The organism is Ancylothrix sp. D3o, assembly GCF_025370775.1.
Lineage (GTDB): Bacteria > Cyanobacteriota > Cyanobacteriia > Cyanobacteriales > Oscillatoriaceae > Ancylothrix.
The window spans coordinates 307,645-325,869 of the sequence record NZ_JAMXEX010000004.1 but is presented as its reverse complement, the minus strand read 5'-3'; the positions used below and the strand labels follow the sequence as shown (position 1 = coordinate 325,869).

Sequence of the window (18,225 nt, the reverse complement as noted above, 5' to 3'; positions counted from 1 at the left end):
AAAAATGTTGACCAACTACACCAATTTAACGAGTGAACAAAAGCAGCAGATTATTGAGGCTTTTAGTCAGGGTGTTGAATGCCGGTCTATTCCAGGGAATTTGAGTGTCAGTGAGAGAGCAGTTGCAAGAGTTTTAAAGGAAGCTGGTATTAATACTAAGCGAAGAAATCGCTATACTTTAAATGAAAGCTACTTTGATGTCATTGATTCTCCAACTAAAGCCTATCTGTTAGGTTTGATAGCTGCTGATGGATGTGTAACAAAAACTAATTATGTAGCTTTTGAGTCTATTGATAAAGAATTGACAGAACTGCTTTGTCAAGAGTTGAACTATTCAGGTAATATCAGAGTTGTGAAGCCTATAGCCGGCGCACCTCACTATCGAATTAATTTTTCTTCCCAAACAATTGCAACGGCGTTATCCAGTTATGCGATTGTAACAGGAAGGACTTTTTCTGGAGTTTATTATTTTCCTGAAAAAAAGTATTTATCGTCCTATGTTTTGGGTTATTTTGATGGGGATGGCTGTGCTTATGTTAATGTGGGTAGAAGCGGAGGCCTAATTGGGATTGTTGGCTCTTTGGAATTTACCCACCAACTCGCAAAACAGCTTGGTATGGGTTTTGTCGAAAAACACTCCCTGAAAAAAGTTTATTATTGGAAAATTTATAGCCGACAACATATCCAAGCTTTTTATGATTTTGTCTACCGGCATCCTAATTTGGGACTGGAACGCAAAAAAATTAAAATTCAACAAATTCTAAGGAGTTACAAACGTGGTTAAAATTGTCAGCCGTAAATCATTAGGAATTCAGCCTGTTTATGATATCGGCGTTGAGCGCGCTCATAATTTTGCCTTAAGAAATGGCACGATTGCCTCTAATTGTTTTAACAAGTCCCATTCCACCGCCTACGCCTATGTGACGTACCAAACGGCTTATTTAAAAGCTAATTATACCACCGAGTACATGGCGGCATTACTGACTGCAAATAGTGGCGATCAAGATAAGGTGAAAAAATATCTCGCCAACTGTCAAAGTATGGCAATTGAGGTGGAACCACCGGATATTAATCGCTCAGATGTGGAATTTACACCTTTAATAAATAAGAAAATTGTGTTTGGTCTTTCTGCCATTAAAAATGTCGGCGAGGGGGCTATTGAAAATATTTTAAAAGTTCGCAAAGAAGGTGGCCCTTTTAAGTCTTTGGGGAATTTATGTGAACGAATCGATTTACGCGCTGTCAATAGCCGCACTTTAGAATCTTTGATTAAATGTGGCGCGTTGGATAAAATTAATCCCAATCGTAAACAATTAATTGCTGACTTGGAATTAGTAGTTAAATGGGCGCAAAACAAAGAGAAAGAACGTGAAAGTGGGCAAACAAGTTTGTTTGATTTGCTGGGAATATCAGGGGATACAAATAAGTTTGAAGAAGCGCCAAAAGCGACACAGATTGATGATTTTCCCCAGAAGGAAAAGTTACAATTTGAAAAAGAATTACTGGGGTTATATGTGTCAACTCACCCACTCAAAAATGCTGCTGCAATGGGCAAACATCTCGACCCGGCACCAATTACCCTTAACGAATTGCAAGAGAAAAAAAAGAAGCACAATAAAGTTAATGTAGTTGTGCTGCTGACAGAGGTTAAAAAAATCACGACTAAAAGAGATAACCGGCAAATGGCTTTTCTGCAAATGGAAGATTTAGAAGGGCAAGCTGAGGCGGTGGTTTTCCCCGATATTTACGACCAGTTTAAGGAGCTTTTGATCCCAGAGCAGCCTTTAATTGTGTCGGGAAAAGTGGAAGTTAAAGACGATAAGCCACAAATTATTGTTGATAAGGTGGAGTGGGTTAAGGATGAGCCTATAATGCCGGTAGTTGCATCTATAGAAATAGAAGCAGAACCGCCCCTTCAAAATGAAGAAAGCGAAGAGGAATATGTTAGTATGGTGCTGTTGCAACTAACTCCGCAGGAAGTACAAGACGGGGAGAAAATGAAAAACCTAAAAGTTATTTTGGGGGATTACACCGCTGCTCGAGATAGCGGAAAAGTGCCGGTGGTTGCAATGGTGGTTTCTGGGGATCAACGGCGTTTTATTGAGTTTGGATTAAACTATCGGGTAGAGCAGTATGAATCTTTTGTTAGCCGGTTAAAAGATCGCGGGTTTGATGCGCGTGTTTCTCCGCTTCAAGAAAGGTAAATTAGTAGGTTTGCCCATCGATTTATGGTGGGCTTCATCCCAGCCTACGCATTGCATTTTTTAAAGGAAAAAATTAAAAACAAATTAGCAAGAAAGGGCAGTTTATATCAGCACCGCCTCTTTTGCTGGTATAGGCGTTTCTGCCTTAATTTGCAATATCAGAATAGTTGCTAGTTTCGGCGGAATTGGTATCGGCGCAGCAGGAATAACTGCTGCCGATGCAGTTGCCGGTAATAAATCTCACAGCGTATAATATTGAGCAGAATTATTGCCGACTATTGGCAATACAAAATGATCCCCCCAATTTGTGTATCACCCCCAGCCGCGAAATCTCTTTTGGCGCATCCAAAGCAGCCACATAAATAATTTTCGCCACCTGTAAATCAAACAAAACCATCTTTTTAAGCAAAGTTTTCATAAAGAAAATTGACACCCCGCCGATTACCTACTACAACGATTGCATTTTAGCAACCTACTTTCGGCATATTTATAATCTTTAAACCTCAATAGAAAGCCAGCCCCCACAAAAGAGGCAAAAAAAAGCGTCAAGAAGCAACAAAAGCCCCATCTAAACGTCTATAAAGTAGGCGTTCTTTGACAAATTTCGTTCCTACCCGCCATAATTTTTGCTATAGCTAAGGTAATTACGAAACCTTACAGCAAATTAGTGTAGTTTCTCTGTGTGCCCTTCTATCCAACAACAAAAAACTTATGAGTCATCGAGTAAAAGTCGTAGAGCCATCGGGAATATTAGACGCAACACAAGCGGAACATTTTGACCAACAAATTAGCAATGTCATTCAAGAAGGAGCCGATATTGTCTTAATTGATTTGCAAGATGTGAAATTTATGGACAGTTCCGGCTTGCGGCTGATCATTTCTGCCTATAAAACTGTTAAAGCTGCCAACCTGAAATTTTTTCTTTGTTCTCTAAATCATCAAGCGAAAATGATCTGCGAACTATCGGGAATCAATAAACTGTTAGAAATATTCCCTGATCGGCAATCTTTTAGTCAAGCCATAAATTCTGTCGAACAACTTGTCCAAGAATAGTTAGCGTAGGGGTGGGTTAATTTAGTTGTCTATCTTCCCATAAACAACGTTTCTAAACCCGCCCCTACAGGAGACTTTTTTCACTCCCGCCTCAAATCATCTGTCTGCATCACAGCTAAAAAAACCCAAGCCTGTAGCAAAAAAACTAAAAACTAATTTGGAGCCAAGACACATCATCATCAAAAGTATCTTTCCCATTCGCACTTCGTACCTCAGACAAAAACTCATCCAAATTAATCTCATTTTCCAAACAGCGACTTCCTAGCCAATTGATAAAAATATCAAAACTCCAAATTCTTCCATCTGGGTGCGGAAACTCATAAATTCCATCACTAAAAATATAAAGAGTGCTCCCTGGTTCCACCTCACACTCAGCGTTGGTATATTCAACATTTGGTAACATTCCAATTGGTAGACATCCAGGGCTTCTAAGCTCTTGTAACTTCCCCTTCTCGCCTTGATTTTCGGAAATTAAAACTGCCGGTGGATGACCGGCACTTGCATAAATAAGCCGATTAGTCAAACGATTATAAACGCCATACCAAATTGTCAAATACATATTGCCGTGCTTATCCATTTGGAAAGTCTGATTAAGCGCCTCCAAAACATCACTCGGCCAATAATAATTGGTCTGTAAACCCGAACCAGAACGCAGCAAATTTAAAACCGAAACCGACAACAAAGCCGAACCTAAACCATGACCAGAAACATCAATCAAATAAATTGCTAAATGATCCCGGTCTAACCAATCATAACCAAAACTATCACCGCCCAACTTTTTAGAAGGAAGAAACAACCAATCAATTCCCACCGGCCCGCGCATTGGTGCCGGCAAAAGTGAACGCACATACTTAGCCGCCTCCTCCAACTCCGCCTCTAGCGCCGCCTGAATACGCTCTCTTTCCTCTAACTCAGCTTGCAACGCCGCCTCAGCAAGCTTGCGCTGAGTAATATCAATCCCCACAAAAACCGCCGCTTCATCCCCCAACCAATTCCACTTTTTAGCAAGCACCGCATGACTGGGAGATCCTTCTACTTCCGCATCAATTTCTAAAGAAGCTTCACTCGCAGAACTCGCAAAAAAGTCCCGTACAAATTGACCAAATTTCGACTGATGAAAGCCTACTTCGCGATTCACAAAATCCTCTTGCGGCATATTATAAATCGTCGCTAAATGGCGGTTAACGCCCAAATAACGAAAATTTGAACTAATCAAAGAAACCGCCCCTGGTACCGCGTCCAAAACCGTTTGCAGCAATTCCTTTGCCATTTGAATCGTCACTTCCGACTGCTTGCGCGTCGTCACATCCCGCACAAATCCCTCAACCCCCACTGACCGGCCATTCACATCCTGACGCAACACCAAAGTTTGCGAAACCCAAATTTCTGAACCATTGCGCCAAGCCATAACTTCTTCCTGGCGTAATTCTTTTTCAATTTCTAACTGTTGGAGACACTTTTTCCATAAATTTGTCTCCGCATAAAGTTGGCCAATATTTTCCACACATTGTAAAAACTGTTCTGGCGAATCATACCCAAAAATGCGAGCCAAAGCCGCATTAGCGGTACAAAACCGGCCATCCAAAGTCACTTGAAATAACCCTTCATCGCTGCGCTCAAAAATTTGCCGGTATTTGCGAGATGTCACATTCCGAAAAATCCAACGGCTCAACGGTTGACCGGCTTCAACACGGCAATCGATATTTCCCTCCACCCACACCGCATCGCCATTTTTGCTCAAAAAAATCAACTCGATCCCTTCAATCGCTTGACCTTGGCGCAATTTCTCTAATAACCAAAGTTGACGGCTTTCGGGATGCAGCACATCCCACAACCACATTTCATCAATTTCGGCATCACTATAACCCAACGTGCAGCGCCAAGTTTGATTAACCGACATTAACTTACCATCCGATAACCGGACACTTTGAATCAAAACATTGGCCCGATCCAAAAAATTGTGCAAATGCGCTTGAGTCGTTTCCATTTGCCGCAATTGCCGGCGCGACTCCATCAACGTCATCACCTGACGCCCCAGCGTTTGCAACATTTCTTGCTGTTCTAAACTTAACTCGCGGGGCTTGTAATCGATCACACACAACATCCCCAGCGCCAAACCATCCCCCGTCATCAAGGGCACACCGGCATAAAACCTGATATAAGGAGGGCCAATCACCAGAGGATGCGCTGCAAACCGGCTATCTTGCAAAGCATCGCCGACAATAAACAATCCATTGCACAATATTCCATGAGCGCAAAAAGCGAACTGACGGCGCATACAGCCCTTTGACCAGCCAAATTTTGCCTTTAACCATTGGCGATCAGTATCTATTAAACTGATCTGCGCTGTAGGAGTAGAGCAGATTTGTGCCGCCAACCGTACCAAATCGTCAAATGCAGGCTCTGGGGCAGTATCCAAAATATGATAATGCCTCAGTGCTTCAATTCTCAAAGCTTCCTTAGACGGCAATGGTGTTTGGCTCATTGCGACAAGAGCAGTTGTCACGGAGTTTACCATTTCTATAGTCACACCAGCAGCCAATATTGAAATAAAAATTAGATGCTTTTATACATCTAAATTGAAATGACTGCCTAGCGAAATCCCCCTACAGGGAGATTTTTTTCTTACCCAACAAGGAGCAACTTTAATTCTTAAAATTACCCTCAACTTTTGGCTTACTTTCAATCAAAATTCTTGCGCATTACCAAACAATTACGCTGATCAGCCCCGCGATTATAAGCAATCTCATCAGTTAATTTTTTCATAAAAATTAGTCCCCGACCGCCTTCTTTTTCCAGGGGATCGAGAGGAGGATTTTGCAAAATTTCATTGAGTTTTGCCAGCAAATCAAAAGGCTGACCGCAATCCCAAATGCGGATTTCTAAATGTTTAGCAAACACTTTAACCTCTAATTCAATAGGCGTAGTGGAAGGCAAGTTTTTGTGCGCGTGGCGGACAGCATTCGTGAATCCTTCCACCAGAGCCGTTTGACACCGCCACCAAATGTTGCCTTCTATCGGCGGCTGATTGAATTGTTCAAACCACTCCAAAACTTTCTCGACATCTTTAATATTTGTCGAAGCCCTAAGCTTTGATTGGTTAATCAGTTGCTCTGGTTCGGGCGGTTTTTTTGCGCTTTGGAATATCTTGTCTTTCCACCAACTTCCAAAATTTTCTAACATCATCTTCTATATAAGAGAAGAATGAAATTTCTGTTCATAAACTCCGCCCTGCCTGATAAAGCAGGTTGCCGGTGTCCGAAAAAAACTGCCGTTCACTAGATTAAATCAGAGATTCATCTAACTCACTTCCTTGGCAATTTTTTTTTCACATTGCACCACTATTTTTGCGGAACAAAACCAAAACCGTCTTAACAATCAATTTTAAGTCATAAACCAAACTCCAATTTTTTTGATATTGCAAATCCATTTTGATGACATCTTCAAATTTGGTGATTTTTGACCGGCCATTAACCTGCCACTCACCCGTCATCCCTGGTTTAACATCCAAACGCTGCCACTCAGGAACCTCATAACGCTCTACCTCATCGGGGGTAGGCGGACGAGTCCCCACCAAACTCATATCACCTTTGAGGACGTTCCAAAATTGTGGCAACTCATCCAAACTTGTCCGCCGCAAAAACCGGCCCACTTTAGTAATCCGGGGGTCATTATCGTTTTTAAACAATGGCCCTTCGACTTTATTCTCGACTTGCGACTTCAAAGCCTCCGCATTGGAACACATCGACCGCAACTTCCACAGCCGAAAGCGCCGGCCCATCCATCCGCAGCGAATTTGACTGAAAAAAATCGGCCCCGGACTATCCAGTTTAATTGCAATTCCAATCGGGATCAACAGTATCGCCGTGATTGCCAAACCTACCAGTGCTCCGATCACGTCCAGCGCCCGTTTTACCCAAGACCGCACCGAGGGGTGAGTGGTGGGCAATTGGTTATCGACGCGAGCTTTGCGGTCTGTATTTAGGGGTGTTGGCCCCGCTCTCTCGACCGTTAGCACCTGATCCAGGCCGGTGATCGACAGCACGGCCATCACTTGCGGTTGGACGTTTCGCAACACGAGTTCAATGCCTTTTTGTTGTGCTGTCCGCACGTTATTAACCAACGCACCCACAGCACTGCTGTCCATAAAAACCGTCTGGCTGAAGTCCAGCACCAGCTTACTCGGTGGCGGAGTGGCCACAAAAAGCTGCTGACAGGTTTCCTTAAATGCCACTGCTTCCAGAACGCTCAGGCGGGCCGGTAGTAACACCACCGGCATTTGCTCGGAAAAAGAAACCAGAAAATCGGCATCTTGGGGTTGGCTAACCATATAACCCTGATACTTTTCGTTACAGTTGAATGAATAAAAAAAATTTAACGCGAAATTTCCGTCTTCATTGTTTGGCAATCCTAGCTTATTTGGCAACCTTTGAGCAATCTAACTTTACTGACTTTACACAAACTTCTTTTTTTGGTGTGTGGACACAGCCTTTCATAGCAACCAAACCCTTCAAGTCTGGCTGAGTGAGACTTTGCGAGGCTGAAAATAACTGAAAAATTCTCAAAAAAAAGCCAGCCAGCGAAGGCTGGTGGCGATAATGCTTCACTCTCCCTTTTTCAAGGGTTGCGGCGCAAAGACACTAATCGAGCATTTCGTCTTCTGCTGGCGGGTGGGGAAAAATTTTACCCATCATAAATCGAGGCGGAGTTTGGAGTGATTGCTCGGTTGGAGAGGAACAATCCACCGGCTCCCGGTTTGGCCCTACACAAATCGCCGTTTGCCCCACACCGGCCATCAGTGCTGTAACTTGGCCAATAATGCTATCAATGCGTTCGATCAATTGCTCCGCCACATCTAAGCTGGGAGCCACAATAAAAAAAGTTTTTAAGCCCACAGGACTAGGAGCAAAACCAAAATTGCAATCTTCTAACAGCCGTTGTGTCGAATTATCAAAAGAATCACACAATCGCTGCAACAAAGTCTGATAAAAGCTCTCAGCCAGTTTCCGGTCGTCAAATCCAGGTCTAAACAACATGGCAAGTCCCTCCTCGGACTTTTTTTGCCATAACAAATCCTTCTAGTCTTAGTATGAGCCCTAAAATCGGCTCAGACAGTGATGAAAGCCGATGTGGCAAGGTGATAATCATCGTCTTTCCCAGTGATGAATCTCTGACAAAAGTTGTGATTTGCGATGGCTATTTTTGTGATATTGATCGCCATGCCTTTTTTTTCGTCAGTTAGGCGTTGATTTGTGTAGTGAACTACAATTAACAACGACAAACTGGTGACTAAAAACGATTATACCCATTTAACGCCCCAAAAATACAACTTTAGATAGATGTCAGAGAACTATTATTAAACTAACCAAAAAAAACATAGAACTTGTTTGCTTGGTTCCTTTATATCTTAAACCTAAGTCGGTAGTCATAAAACAAATCTTTTGCGTCGCCTAATCGCTTTTTTAAGGGCGGTAGCGAGCAGTTTCCGCCTTTTTTAGCACTCTGTGGAGGGATGTGGGCTTAAAGGCATAAGGACTGGCTCGCCCAAAGCAGCCATCGAAATATTTAGATTCGCTAACTTGCAACTTAAGTTATCTTACCTTGCCAATTGCCGCCAAATTACAAACGGCGGCGCAAAGCAAAAAACCTTTCTAACAAACCCTGTAACCGCTTGTTTGCAGCATAATTCTGCTTAGTTAACTGCAAAGCCGCCTTGCCAGTGACCTCCGAAAGAGTAGGGTAAATGTGAATCATATTACTCAACGCCGAAACCTTGAGCTTATAACTCATCGCCAAAACAACCTCGTGGATTAACTCACCGGCCCTCGTGCCCACCAAATGCGCCCCCAAAATTTCCCCATTATGGCGCGTAATAATTTTGACAAAACCCTCTTTATGTGATTCTGCCACAGCCCGGTCTACACCGGCAAACTCTTGTTTGAGCACGCAAACTTGATCCCCATAACAATCACGCGCCTCAGCCTCCGTCATTCCCACACTGGCTAATTCTGGCTGCGTAAACGTTGCCCTTGGCATCACCCGATAATGGCCCCGCCAAGCCGGCAAAAACAAGGCATTTTTCAACACCACCTGCGCCTCATAACTCGCAGCATGAGTAAACCGATACCCGCCAATCACATCCCCACAAGCATAAATTTTCCGATTGCTCGTTTGCAGTTTATTATTGACGACAATTCCACCCTTGCCAACATCCACCCCCGCCGCTGGCAAATTTAGTAAGTCCACATTCGGCACCCTGCCCACAGCCACCAGAATTTCTTCTACTTTGGCTAACTCTTGATCCCCATCCCAAATAACTTTTTCCTCCCCCTTAACTTCAATTCGATTGACTTTTCTATTTCTCAAAATCTCAATACCTTCTGCTTCCAATTGAGTTTGGACAACTTGGGCCGCTTCCGGGTCTTCTCTGGCTAAAATTTGGGCAGTTTTGGCAATTAAAGTCACCTGCGATCCCAAACGTGCCAAGGCTTGGCCCAATTCACAACCCACCGGCCCCGCGCCAATCACGGCAAGTTTTTTTGGCAGTTTTGTTAAAGAAAAAACTTCCTCATTTGTTAAATATCCACACTCTTTTAATCCCTCAATTGCTGGAATAAAAGGACGCGAACCGGTAGCGATGACAAATGCACGCGCTGTGAGAATTCTGTCATTAACTGCGAAGCTTTGCCGGTTAATAAATTCGCCCCTGCCAAAAATAACTTCTACCCCTAAACTTTCAAAACGTGCCGGTGAGTCGTGGGGTTCAATAGTAGCAATAACTTGTTCAACATGGCGGATCGTTTTGGCAAAATCGATGTCTAAGTTTTGGTAATTTATGCCAAACTGACCGCTATTTTTTACCGTGTAGGCGGTGCCGGCGGCGTGCAACAAAGATTTACTCGGCACACACCCATACCACAAACAATCGCCCCCCAAACGTTCGCATTCCACCAGTGCGACTTTTGCTTTCAGTTGAGCCGCCGCGCTTGCTACGACTAAACCGGCTGAGCCACCGCCAATAACCACTAAATCATATTCTTTGGCCACAATTTCACCTCAAGGGTACGGTCAACCGCAACAATAAAAATTTATTTCTTTTCTTCCTCCCCAGTTGCGCTACTGCGGAGGGCGCAGGCGTGGAGTTGACGGTGAGGGGATTGGGTGGGACGCACGGATCAGACAGTGAAGCTTAGTAGTATCTCTTGCTGCGTTTTAATTTTACCTTGCTTATGGAAAGTCGAGATTGGCTGGTGAGTGATAACGGTGAGTGTCAAGCTTGCATATTATCTGGCGATGTTCAATGGCCTTCAAATCCTTATCGTCTCTATCGATTTTTAACGGAAATTGAAGATATCATTTTAACGTTTAAAGAAAACCGCCGACGTCTGCAAATGATTCGCCCTTTAGTGCGCCGATTGCTGACGAGTTCTTATTGGCTACAAACCGAGTTTTTAGAACCTTCCTCTGCCACAGGTTTTTCAATTTTAAAGCTTTACGAGGAACCTTATTTTGGCCTGTCTGCGGAAATTGTTGCGGCGCGTCCGGGGATTGTTTCACCTATTCATAATCATGGCACTTGGGCGGTGGTTTTGTTATTACAAGGTAGCTGTAAATATAAGTTTTGGGAACGCCCCGGTGATAAAGATTTTCCCCACAAAATCAAACCTTTGTCTCAGAAAGTTTTGGTGGCGGGAGATTTAATTAGTTTTATGCCGAATGCAATTCACCGCGTTGAATCTATTGGGGATGAAGTTACGGTGAGTTTTTGTGTGTACGGATCTCAGGAAAATCAGCGATTGGCTTTTGATCCGATTTTGCATACGGCTGAACCTTTTTAGGAAGTTTTTTTTGGAAAGAAAATTTCCCGCCACCCTCAAGACTGACAACTCACCCACCCTCTTTTATTATGTGGAGGGAGTGGGTTCGGTTTCGGGTTTGGTGAGGAATTTTTGACCAATCCAATCGGTGGCAATATGTGATAATAATCCCAAGGGGCCGGCAAATAAACACAAAATCAGTGAGTGAATTGTCCACAGGCCGGTGCGTTGTCCTTCTAAATAAATCCACCGTCCCACAAATAAATCCATTACTAAAAAATGCACCCAGCCTGTGGCTGCTGCTCTTTCTTCGGCGAAAAATCTGGCAATATCTGCTAAGGTAGGATTGGCTAGGGCTTGGGCGCTTTCTTCGGTTAGGGTGCCGCTGATTAAAAAGATATAAAGCGCTGCCAAAATTACAAAGGGAATATAAGATTCTATGATTTTTCTGGTCACTCCCCAGTTTGGTAATAAAATCATTAGTGTCCAAAATGGTAAGACAAATATATTGGCGCCGGTGAAGAGTTGTTCGACATTCATGGTTTTTTGTTGTAATGTTTTGATTATGATAAGCTTTTGGCTTTTTGTTGGCAAGGGGTTTTGATTTTTAACCGCAGATTAACGCAGATGAAGATAAAGTTTAATTTTGGGGTTTGGTTGATTGGTTTTTTGTTGTTTTTGGGTTTGGGGGTTGGCCGGCCTGTTTTTGCTGCGGATACGATTGGGAGTTTTGCTGATTTTTGTTTAAAGCAAGATCAACTTCAGCCGGCGGCTCAATTAACTGTTTCTTTGATGTTGGAAGGAAGCGGGACTCAAGATTGTCAAGAGGCTAATGAGATTTTTTCTTCGACTGCTGAACTGAATTTTAGTCGGGCGGGCATTTCTGATCTTTCTCCGCTTTCTGGTTTGACTAATTTAAGGGTTCTTTATCTGGATGTTAATAATATTTCGGATCTTTCTCCTCTGGCTTCTTTGGTTAATTTAACTTCGCTTTTTTTGGATAGTAATCAAATTTCGGATTTAACTCCTTTACAAGGTTTGCAAAATTTAACTCAGCTAAGTCTTTTTAATAATAAAATTGTTGATCTCACGCCTTTACAATCTTTGACTCAGCTTACAAAATTGGCTTTGTATAGCAATCAAATTTCTGATATAAGTCCTTTACAAAATTTAGTAAATCTGGGCTTTCTCTCGCTTTCAGAAAATCTCATTTCTGATTTAACTCCACTGGCTAATTTAAAAAATCTTACTTTTTTGTCTCTTTATGGTAATCGCATTTCCGATTTGAGCGCCCTGGAAAATTTGCGAAATTTAGCTTATTTGAATTTGCACAGCAATCAAGTTTCGGATTTACAACCTCTGGCTTCTTTGTCCAGTTTAAGTAGTTTGAATTTGGGTAATAATCAAGTTTCTGATGTTTTACCGCTGGCCGGTTTGACAAATTTAACTGAGTTGATTTTGTTTAGGAATAATATTAGCAATTTGCAGGGATTAGCCTCTTTAAGTAATTTGATTTATCTTGATTTGTATAGCAATCAAATTACGGATATTGAGGCTTTGATTGCTCTAAAAAATTTAAAATTGCTGGATTTACGGGAAAATCCTCTTGCTGAGAAAGTTTGTCCTGTGGCGGAAGGTTGCCGGTTTTGAGTTTTGATTAGAGGTTCAAGAGTTTTAAGCGCAGACTAACTTTTGATGAGGGATGAAACCCAGAGGTTTTTGTTGGGGATTTTCTGCTGTTTGTTTGTTAAAATGCTAAAATGATTTGCAAATCACGGGTTTGATAACATACCATTACACGGAGACTTTGTTATGAATTCTCACGATCTTTTAATGTTAGGGATTTTGTTGCTTCCGGGCTTAGCCCTTTCGATAGCTATTATGGCTTCCTTTGCTGCTGGCGGTTGATTTTTATAACCTATTCTGCCGTTTGCTGTGGACTGAGTATGTTTTTTGCAGATAAGAACCCAGACGCAGCAACGGCGGTAACTTGGATTCTGGGAAGGGTACTGTCGTTAATAGGTTTTTGTTGGCGAGAGTGGCCTTTTTTTTAAGGAAAGTTTACTTTTTTGAAAGGGGCGAATTCAACTAAGATTTTTTTAACAGGAGTAGAGAAAAAGCAAAGCACCGGCGACTAATTCACCGATGCTTCTGCTGTTTGCCTAGGGTGAGGCTAAGCCGTTCGCCATTACATCAACTGCCATTTTTGAAAAAAGTTAAAAAATCAAAAATCATTGATTATGTTAGCCTTTTTTAGCATTAGCTTCCATATTTTCCAGCATTTCTAAATATTGGGAAGATTTGGCTTGAACATCTTTGACAAACTGGCGGAGACTTTGATATTTTAAGGGCGCATTTGCCCCTTGGTGAGAGTCTTCTATATGTTTATCTAGTTCTGTTTCTAATTCCCGAATATGGGTTTCAAGAACTGCCATAATTGCATTAACTCGGTTATCTACAAACGGCCTTAAAGCGTTTTCTACCTCCCTTTGTCTTTTGATAACTTCTCCAATTTTGGCATCAGATTCATCGGTGAGAATAAAATCAGGAATTTTTAAATCTTCGCTGCTGTTATAGCTGTCATCATCATCTTCTTCTTCTTTTTTGGTTTGGGCTGCCAATTGGATATCTGAAGGACGATGGTAACTTGATTTAAAGCTTATTTCTGTGATTTCATCTTCATCCGCATCTAAAGTAATATCCCGCCCTCTTTGGATTTCTTGATAATAGGGCAACATCGACTCGACGATGATATTGGCAGTTTTGATTTGCTTGTCGGGTTCTTCGAGACAAGTTGCGGTGCCATAGAGACGAAACTCTAAATCTTCTGGCGTTTCACAGGCATAAAACAAAGCCCTTACCAACTCATCAAATTCTAAAGAATCCAGAGTTGCCCAATCTTGAGTGCTGTAGCCAAACTTATAGTTTAAAGCCGAAAACACCAAAACTTTTGCCCGGCGCACTGTAGATTCCCGCGATACAGTAAACTTCAAATCTGACAAATCGTAGGGATATTTTACGCCTTTTTTGAGTTGTTTTAATTGTGTGCGTATCCGCTTGCGTTTGGCTTGATTTTCTGGATAGAGTTTGCTGAGTTTTTGAACCAGGGTACTAGCAAGCAAAAAATACTGGACTTTTTTATTTAGTTTTTTGATAACCTGAAGGATAACAGACTCCAGATGTCCGAAAGTGGTTGCCACCTTATAAGTATCTTGGACTAAATCAGATAAATCCAGAGAATCGAGTGTATCGGGGTCATTTTCCCAACGATTTTTAGTAGCACATAGTAGTAATTTTTTGATTTTGCTAACGTTATCACTGCGTTCTAAGTCTTTGAGGACTTCATCAAAACCGGGGATTGTTTCCATTGTTTTTTTCTCCTGCCAAATGCACAGCAAACAGCTTCTTTTAGGTTAGAGGTGAGGTGAGGTGAGGTGATGTCGGCGATTGGCACCTCTAGGTAGAAACATTTTTTAGGGGGGTGCTTGCTGACAACCAGACACAAACTAAGATCAATCTTACTACGCTTTAGAAAAAGTATCCGTATATCAGAGAGCCAAGTAACTAGAAAGCCCCATAGCTTCCGCCGCGTTTTTTCCTCAACAGCCCGTGAAACCAAAAAGCGACAAAAAATGAGAAAAATATGCCTTTTCACTGTAAATTTTATTTCCAGTGTTTTTGTCAGTACAGGCGAGTGTGCGGTTAAACCGCAAAGGCGATCAAAAACTGTCAGCCACACTCACCCGCCTCACCGTCAACAGCATATAGAAAATAACAATCTACTGCTTTGATATGGCAACTGACATCCGAGATAATGCGGGAGCGCTCAAACAGACTCAAAATTAGAAATTGGCAAGGCCAAGCAATCTTTGAGGCACCAAACTACTTGAGTTTGCTCATCGCGGTTGAGTTCGGGGAACATGGGCAACGATAACACTTCACCGGCCAATTGTTCACACACAGGCAAAGCCCCTGACAGGTAGCCCAAAGATTCATAAACCGGCTGAAGGTGTAATGGCATTGGATAATAAACCATTGTACTCACTCCCCTATCTTGGAGCCGGTCGCGTAGCCAGTTGCGGTACTCACCGGCACTCATGGCCTGATCCGCGTTGTTTTGAACTCGAATTGTATATTGGTTCCAAACACTCGTTCCACCGGCAATTTCTTGAGGACGAATCACAGACTTTACCGGCAAAAGCAACTCGTCATAAACAGCCTGCACTTTACGCCGTTGGCTGTTCCAGCTATCGAGATGACAAAGTTTAATTTGCAAAATCGCTGCTTGAAGGGCATCTAACCGGCTGTTGACACCAATTTCCTCATAGTGGTAGCGCTTGGTTTGACCATGTTCTTTCAAAACCCGCACCCGCGCTGCAATTGCCGGATCATTGGTTGTCACCGCGCCGCCATCACCACAGGCGCCTAAATTTTTAGTGGGGAAAAAGCTAAAACAGCCAATATGACCGATACTGCCAACTCTGCGGCCTTCCCAAACAGCGCCGGTGGCCTGGGCGCAATCTTCAATCACCCCCAAATTATAACGACCGGCAATTTCCATCAACCGCGTCATATCCACCGGCTGACCAAACAAATGCACCGGCATAATTGCTTTTGTTCTTGGTGTACAGGCGGCGGCAACGGCATCAAGGTCAAGATTATAGGTATGCGGATCAATATCCACAAACACCGGTGTCGCCCCCACCGCCGAAATCACCTCAGCGGTAGCAAAAAACGTAAACGACGTTGTAATCACTTCATCGCCTGGGCCAATATCCAAGGCTCGCAGGGCCAAATAAAGCGCATCGGTGCCGGAGTTACAGCCAACACAGTCGCTGACACCGACAAATTCAGCAAACTGCCGTTCAAATTCTGCCACCACCGGCCCGCCAATATAGCGTCCAGAGGCCAGCAGTTCCAGCACAGCTTGACCAACTTCGGAGGAGATGGTCTGGTATTGTTGGGCTAGGTCAAGGGGGGGGATCTTCTTCACGCGCTTTTACCACAAGGTCGTAATTTCTTGAGATTATCGCAAAGTTGTCAAAAATCTTATTTCTTCTCAAGGCTGCATTTTCTGGGAGTCCTGAACCTAAGTCTCTCTGCGCTTTCTCTCCAAGATAAATACCATATTTCTTGCCGCCCCTTCCCAGAGGAGGCTGCTTTCAGGGCTAGGTTCTTAAATTTTAAGCTGTGGAGAGAAAAGCTTCTTACCATAAAATCAAAACGGAGAAGCGAAAATAGAAAAATATAAACCGTTGTCTTGCCAGGTTCGATCATCTCTTCTCGAATTAATTAAAGGAATTCCATAATCTAAATTAGCCGTTAAATTTTCGCCTAGTTGAAAGCGTAAACCTAACCCCACAGAAAGTAATGTATTCCCCCCTGGGGGTGTTATTTCTGAACTATTCCAGCCTGTACCAAAGTCTATAAAAGGTGTTATAAACAAAGCTCCTTGGTCTTCAGATAAACGATAAACCGGCACCCTAACTTCTGCGGAAGCAAAAACACCATTATCGCTGAGAATTGTGTCTTGCGCGTAGCCCCTGACGTTTTCTAAACCGCCGATTGTAAATTGTTCTAAAGGCAATAAGGAACGCGAGGCAAGTTGTATATCTCCGCGAATAACTACTAAAGTATCTGGGGCAATTTGCCGTAACCATTGTGATTGTCCTCGCCAGGCAAAAAACCGGCTATCTGGCGGTTCTTGATTGCGAGTTCCTCCCCATCCTAACCCTAAAGAAAATTGGGAACGGGCGACAAAAACTTGTTGAGAATCTCGCGTTGTCCAATCTTGATAAAACCGTAAAATGTTAAGCTGGGTTTCGCCTTGCTCGTTGGCACCGGCAGAAAGGGGAAAAGGTTCACCAAGTAAGGTAGTATAATTTTCGCGGCGGATGGCGCTGAAACCCAGGGCAAATTCTTGAGTGGGCTTTTCAATAATTGGCTGACGAAAATTAATTTCATAGTTATGAGATTTGCCTTTAATATCAAGTTGATCAAAAGGCGGTTGAATGATTAAGCTAGTGCTGCGATTGTAGGAGAGTGTAAGGATGCCGTTGCGGGGGTTAACCGGCAGGCTGTATCTAATATCAAAGTTGTTACTTCCGTCGGTGTTAGCATAGGTGAGGCCAAGGCTGTCTCCAATTCCAAGTAAGTTTAATTCGCTGGCAGAAATTTGTCGACGAAAACTGCCGATGCTTGGTGATCTGCTGTTATCTAATAATATTTGGGTTTGGAAAGTTGGGGCTTCTGTGATTATGACTTCTAAGATGCTGCTGCCTGGTTTTGTGCCGCCAGTAAGTTCGGCGGATATGGTGGCAATAAGGGGGTTGAGTTGCAGATTTTGTAAGGCTTCTAGGAGTGTGTAGGTATTTAAGGCATTTTGGGTAACTGTTTCTATTCTTGAGCGGATATAGTTAGGATCAAGGCGATTTGTGCCGGTGATTTTAATGTTTTCGAGTTGCCCTTCTATGATTTGGATGAGGACGATTCCCCTTTCTAAGGTTTGGGGAGGAATTAGAGCACCTGTAGTGATGTATCCCTTGTCAATATAATATTTTGTGATCAGGCTGCGGGCTTGTAAAAGTTCGCTAAAGGTTACTTCTTTATCTATATAAGAGCTAAGAATTTCTCGGAGATGTTCGTCACTAAAAACGGTGTTTCCTTCAAAATTAAATTGTTGAATTTTTATTTTTCCGGGGATGTTTTCGAGCAAGCTTTCTGCTGGTGCCGGTGGGGTGGTAGGGGGTTGCAAAAGTTGTTCTGGTGGCGGCAATAAAGGCGGTATAGGCAGGGGAGTTGATTCTCTCTCCGCAGGGGGGATGGGGTTGGGAATTGGGGGATTTTGGGCGTTTGTGTAGGGTTCTGCGGCGAGGAGTGGTTTAAAAAAAGCTAATAACTCAACCAGGAAGAATATTAAAAAGTAAAAAAGCTTTTTTGCATCATTGAGGGGAGGTTTTTTCATGGGTGTGAGGAAAGTAGCTTTTTATCAGCTTTGTTTGCAATAAACTAGGGATTTCAATTGCATGAACTAAGGGCAAAAAATCGCTTTTCTAGCTTTCAGAAGCCTTGATTTATACCTAACTATCAGAAAAGGGCATTGAGACTTAGAGATTTTCTAGTGACTAAAGAAGCTGAAAACTTATTCAAAC

At 42.8% G+C, this 18,225-nt stretch carries 15 protein-coding genes; 5 read left to right on the top strand and 10 right to left on the bottom strand.

The window, feature by feature from the left end:
* Positions 1 to 4: 4 nt before the first annotated feature.
* Together NG798_RS10680 and NG798_RS10675 are read left to right on the top strand one after the other, a co-directional pair.
* Positions 5 to 784 (top strand): endonuclease, encoded by a 780-nt coding sequence (locus NG798_RS10680; protein WP_261222497.1) that lies wholly within the window; start codon positions 5 to 7, stop codon positions 782 to 784.
* Positions 777 to 2,204, top strand: a complete 1,428-nt coding sequence (locus NG798_RS10675; RefSeq protein WP_261222496.1) for an OB-fold nucleic acid binding domain-containing protein — start codon at positions 777 to 779, stop codon at positions 2,202 to 2,204. Before NG798_RS10680 ends, NG798_RS10675 begins: the two co-directional genes overlap by 8 nt.
* A 265-nt stretch (positions 2,205 to 2,469) precedes the next feature.
* Here the strand turns inward: NG798_RS10675 and NG798_RS10670 are convergent, their stop codons facing one another.
* Positions 2,470 to 2,622: a hypothetical protein gene (locus tag NG798_RS10670; protein WP_261222495.1), complete on the bottom strand. Its 153-nt coding sequence runs from the start codon at positions 2,620 to 2,622 to the stop codon at positions 2,470 to 2,472.
* Between the two features lie 293 nt (positions 2,623 to 2,915).
* Here NG798_RS10670 and NG798_RS10665 point away from each other — a divergent pair, with 293 nt between their 5' ends.
* Positions 2,916 to 3,257: an STAS domain-containing protein gene (locus NG798_RS10665; protein ID WP_261222494.1), complete on the top strand. Its 342-nt coding sequence runs from the start codon at positions 2,916 to 2,918 to the stop codon at positions 3,255 to 3,257.
* 145 nt (positions 3,258 to 3,402) lie between these two features.
* Here the strand turns inward: NG798_RS10665 and NG798_RS10660 are convergent, their stop codons facing one another.
* The 5 genes from NG798_RS10660 to NG798_RS27995 form a co-directional block, all read right to left on the bottom strand.
* On the bottom strand, positions 3,403 to 5,742 hold the full coding sequence (locus NG798_RS10660; protein ID WP_261222493.1) for a SpoIIE family protein phosphatase: 2,340 nt from the start codon (positions 5,740 to 5,742) through the stop codon (positions 3,403 to 3,405).
* Positions 5,743 to 5,939: 197 nt separating this feature from the next.
* A complete protein-coding gene (locus NG798_RS10655) occupies positions 5,940 to 6,443 on the bottom strand; it encodes an ATP-binding protein (protein ID WP_261222492.1) in 504 nt (167 codons plus the stop codon).
* Between the two features lie 142 nt (positions 6,444 to 6,585).
* Positions 6,586 to 7,587, bottom strand: a complete 1,002-nt coding sequence (locus NG798_RS10650) for an anti-sigma factor antagonist (protein WP_261222491.1) — start codon at positions 7,585 to 7,587, stop codon at positions 6,586 to 6,588.
* Between the two features lie 310 nt (positions 7,588 to 7,897).
* A complete protein-coding gene (locus tag NG798_RS10645; RefSeq protein WP_261222490.1) occupies positions 7,898 to 8,293 on the bottom strand; it encodes a hypothetical protein in 396 nt (131 codons plus the stop codon).
* Between the two features lie 583 nt (positions 8,294 to 8,876).
* Entirely contained in the window at positions 8,877 to 10,304 is a 1,428-nt protein-coding gene (locus NG798_RS27995) for an FAD-dependent oxidoreductase (RefSeq protein ID WP_261222489.1), read from the bottom strand.
* Between the two features lie 182 nt (positions 10,305 to 10,486).
* Between NG798_RS27995 and NG798_RS10635 the strand changes: the two genes are divergently transcribed.
* Positions 10,487 to 11,095: a cupin gene (locus NG798_RS10635; protein ID WP_261222488.1), complete on the top strand. Its 609-nt coding sequence runs from the start codon at positions 10,487 to 10,489 to the stop codon at positions 11,093 to 11,095.
* Between the two features lie 66 nt (positions 11,096 to 11,161).
* On the opposite strand, the gene NG798_RS10630 is transcribed toward NG798_RS10635, so the two are convergent.
* Entirely contained in the window at positions 11,162 to 11,614 is a 453-nt protein-coding gene (locus NG798_RS10630) for an ABA4-like family protein (RefSeq protein WP_261222487.1), read from the bottom strand.
* A gap of 87 nt (positions 11,615 to 11,701) precedes the next feature.
* Between NG798_RS10630 and NG798_RS10625 the strand changes: the two genes are divergently transcribed.
* On the top strand, positions 11,702 to 12,724 hold the full coding sequence (locus tag NG798_RS10625; protein WP_261222486.1) for a leucine-rich repeat domain-containing protein: 1,023 nt from the start codon (positions 11,702 to 11,704) through the stop codon (positions 12,722 to 12,724).
* A gap of 593 nt (positions 12,725 to 13,317) precedes the next feature.
* Here the strand turns inward: NG798_RS10625 and NG798_RS10620 are convergent.
* The 3 genes from NG798_RS10620 to NG798_RS10610 all read right to left on the bottom strand — a co-directional run bounded on the left by NG798_RS10620 (position 13,318) and on the right by NG798_RS10610 (position 18,038).
* Positions 13,318 to 14,442 (bottom strand): hypothetical protein, encoded by a 1,125-nt coding sequence (locus tag NG798_RS10620; RefSeq protein WP_261222484.1) that lies wholly within the window; start codon positions 14,440 to 14,442, stop codon positions 13,318 to 13,320.
* A gap of 458 nt (positions 14,443 to 14,900) precedes the next feature.
* Positions 14,901 to 16,067, bottom strand: coding sequence for a DegT/DnrJ/EryC1/StrS aminotransferase family protein (locus NG798_RS10615; protein ID WP_261222482.1), 1,167 nt, complete (start codon positions 16,065 to 16,067; stop codon positions 14,901 to 14,903).
* Positions 16,068 to 16,292: 225 nt separating this feature from the next.
* Positions 16,293 to 18,038, bottom strand: a complete 1,746-nt coding sequence (locus NG798_RS10610) for a ShlB/FhaC/HecB family hemolysin secretion/activation protein (RefSeq protein ID WP_261222481.1) — start codon at positions 18,036 to 18,038, stop codon at positions 16,293 to 16,295.
* Between the last annotated feature and the right edge of the window lie 187 nt (positions 18,039 to 18,225).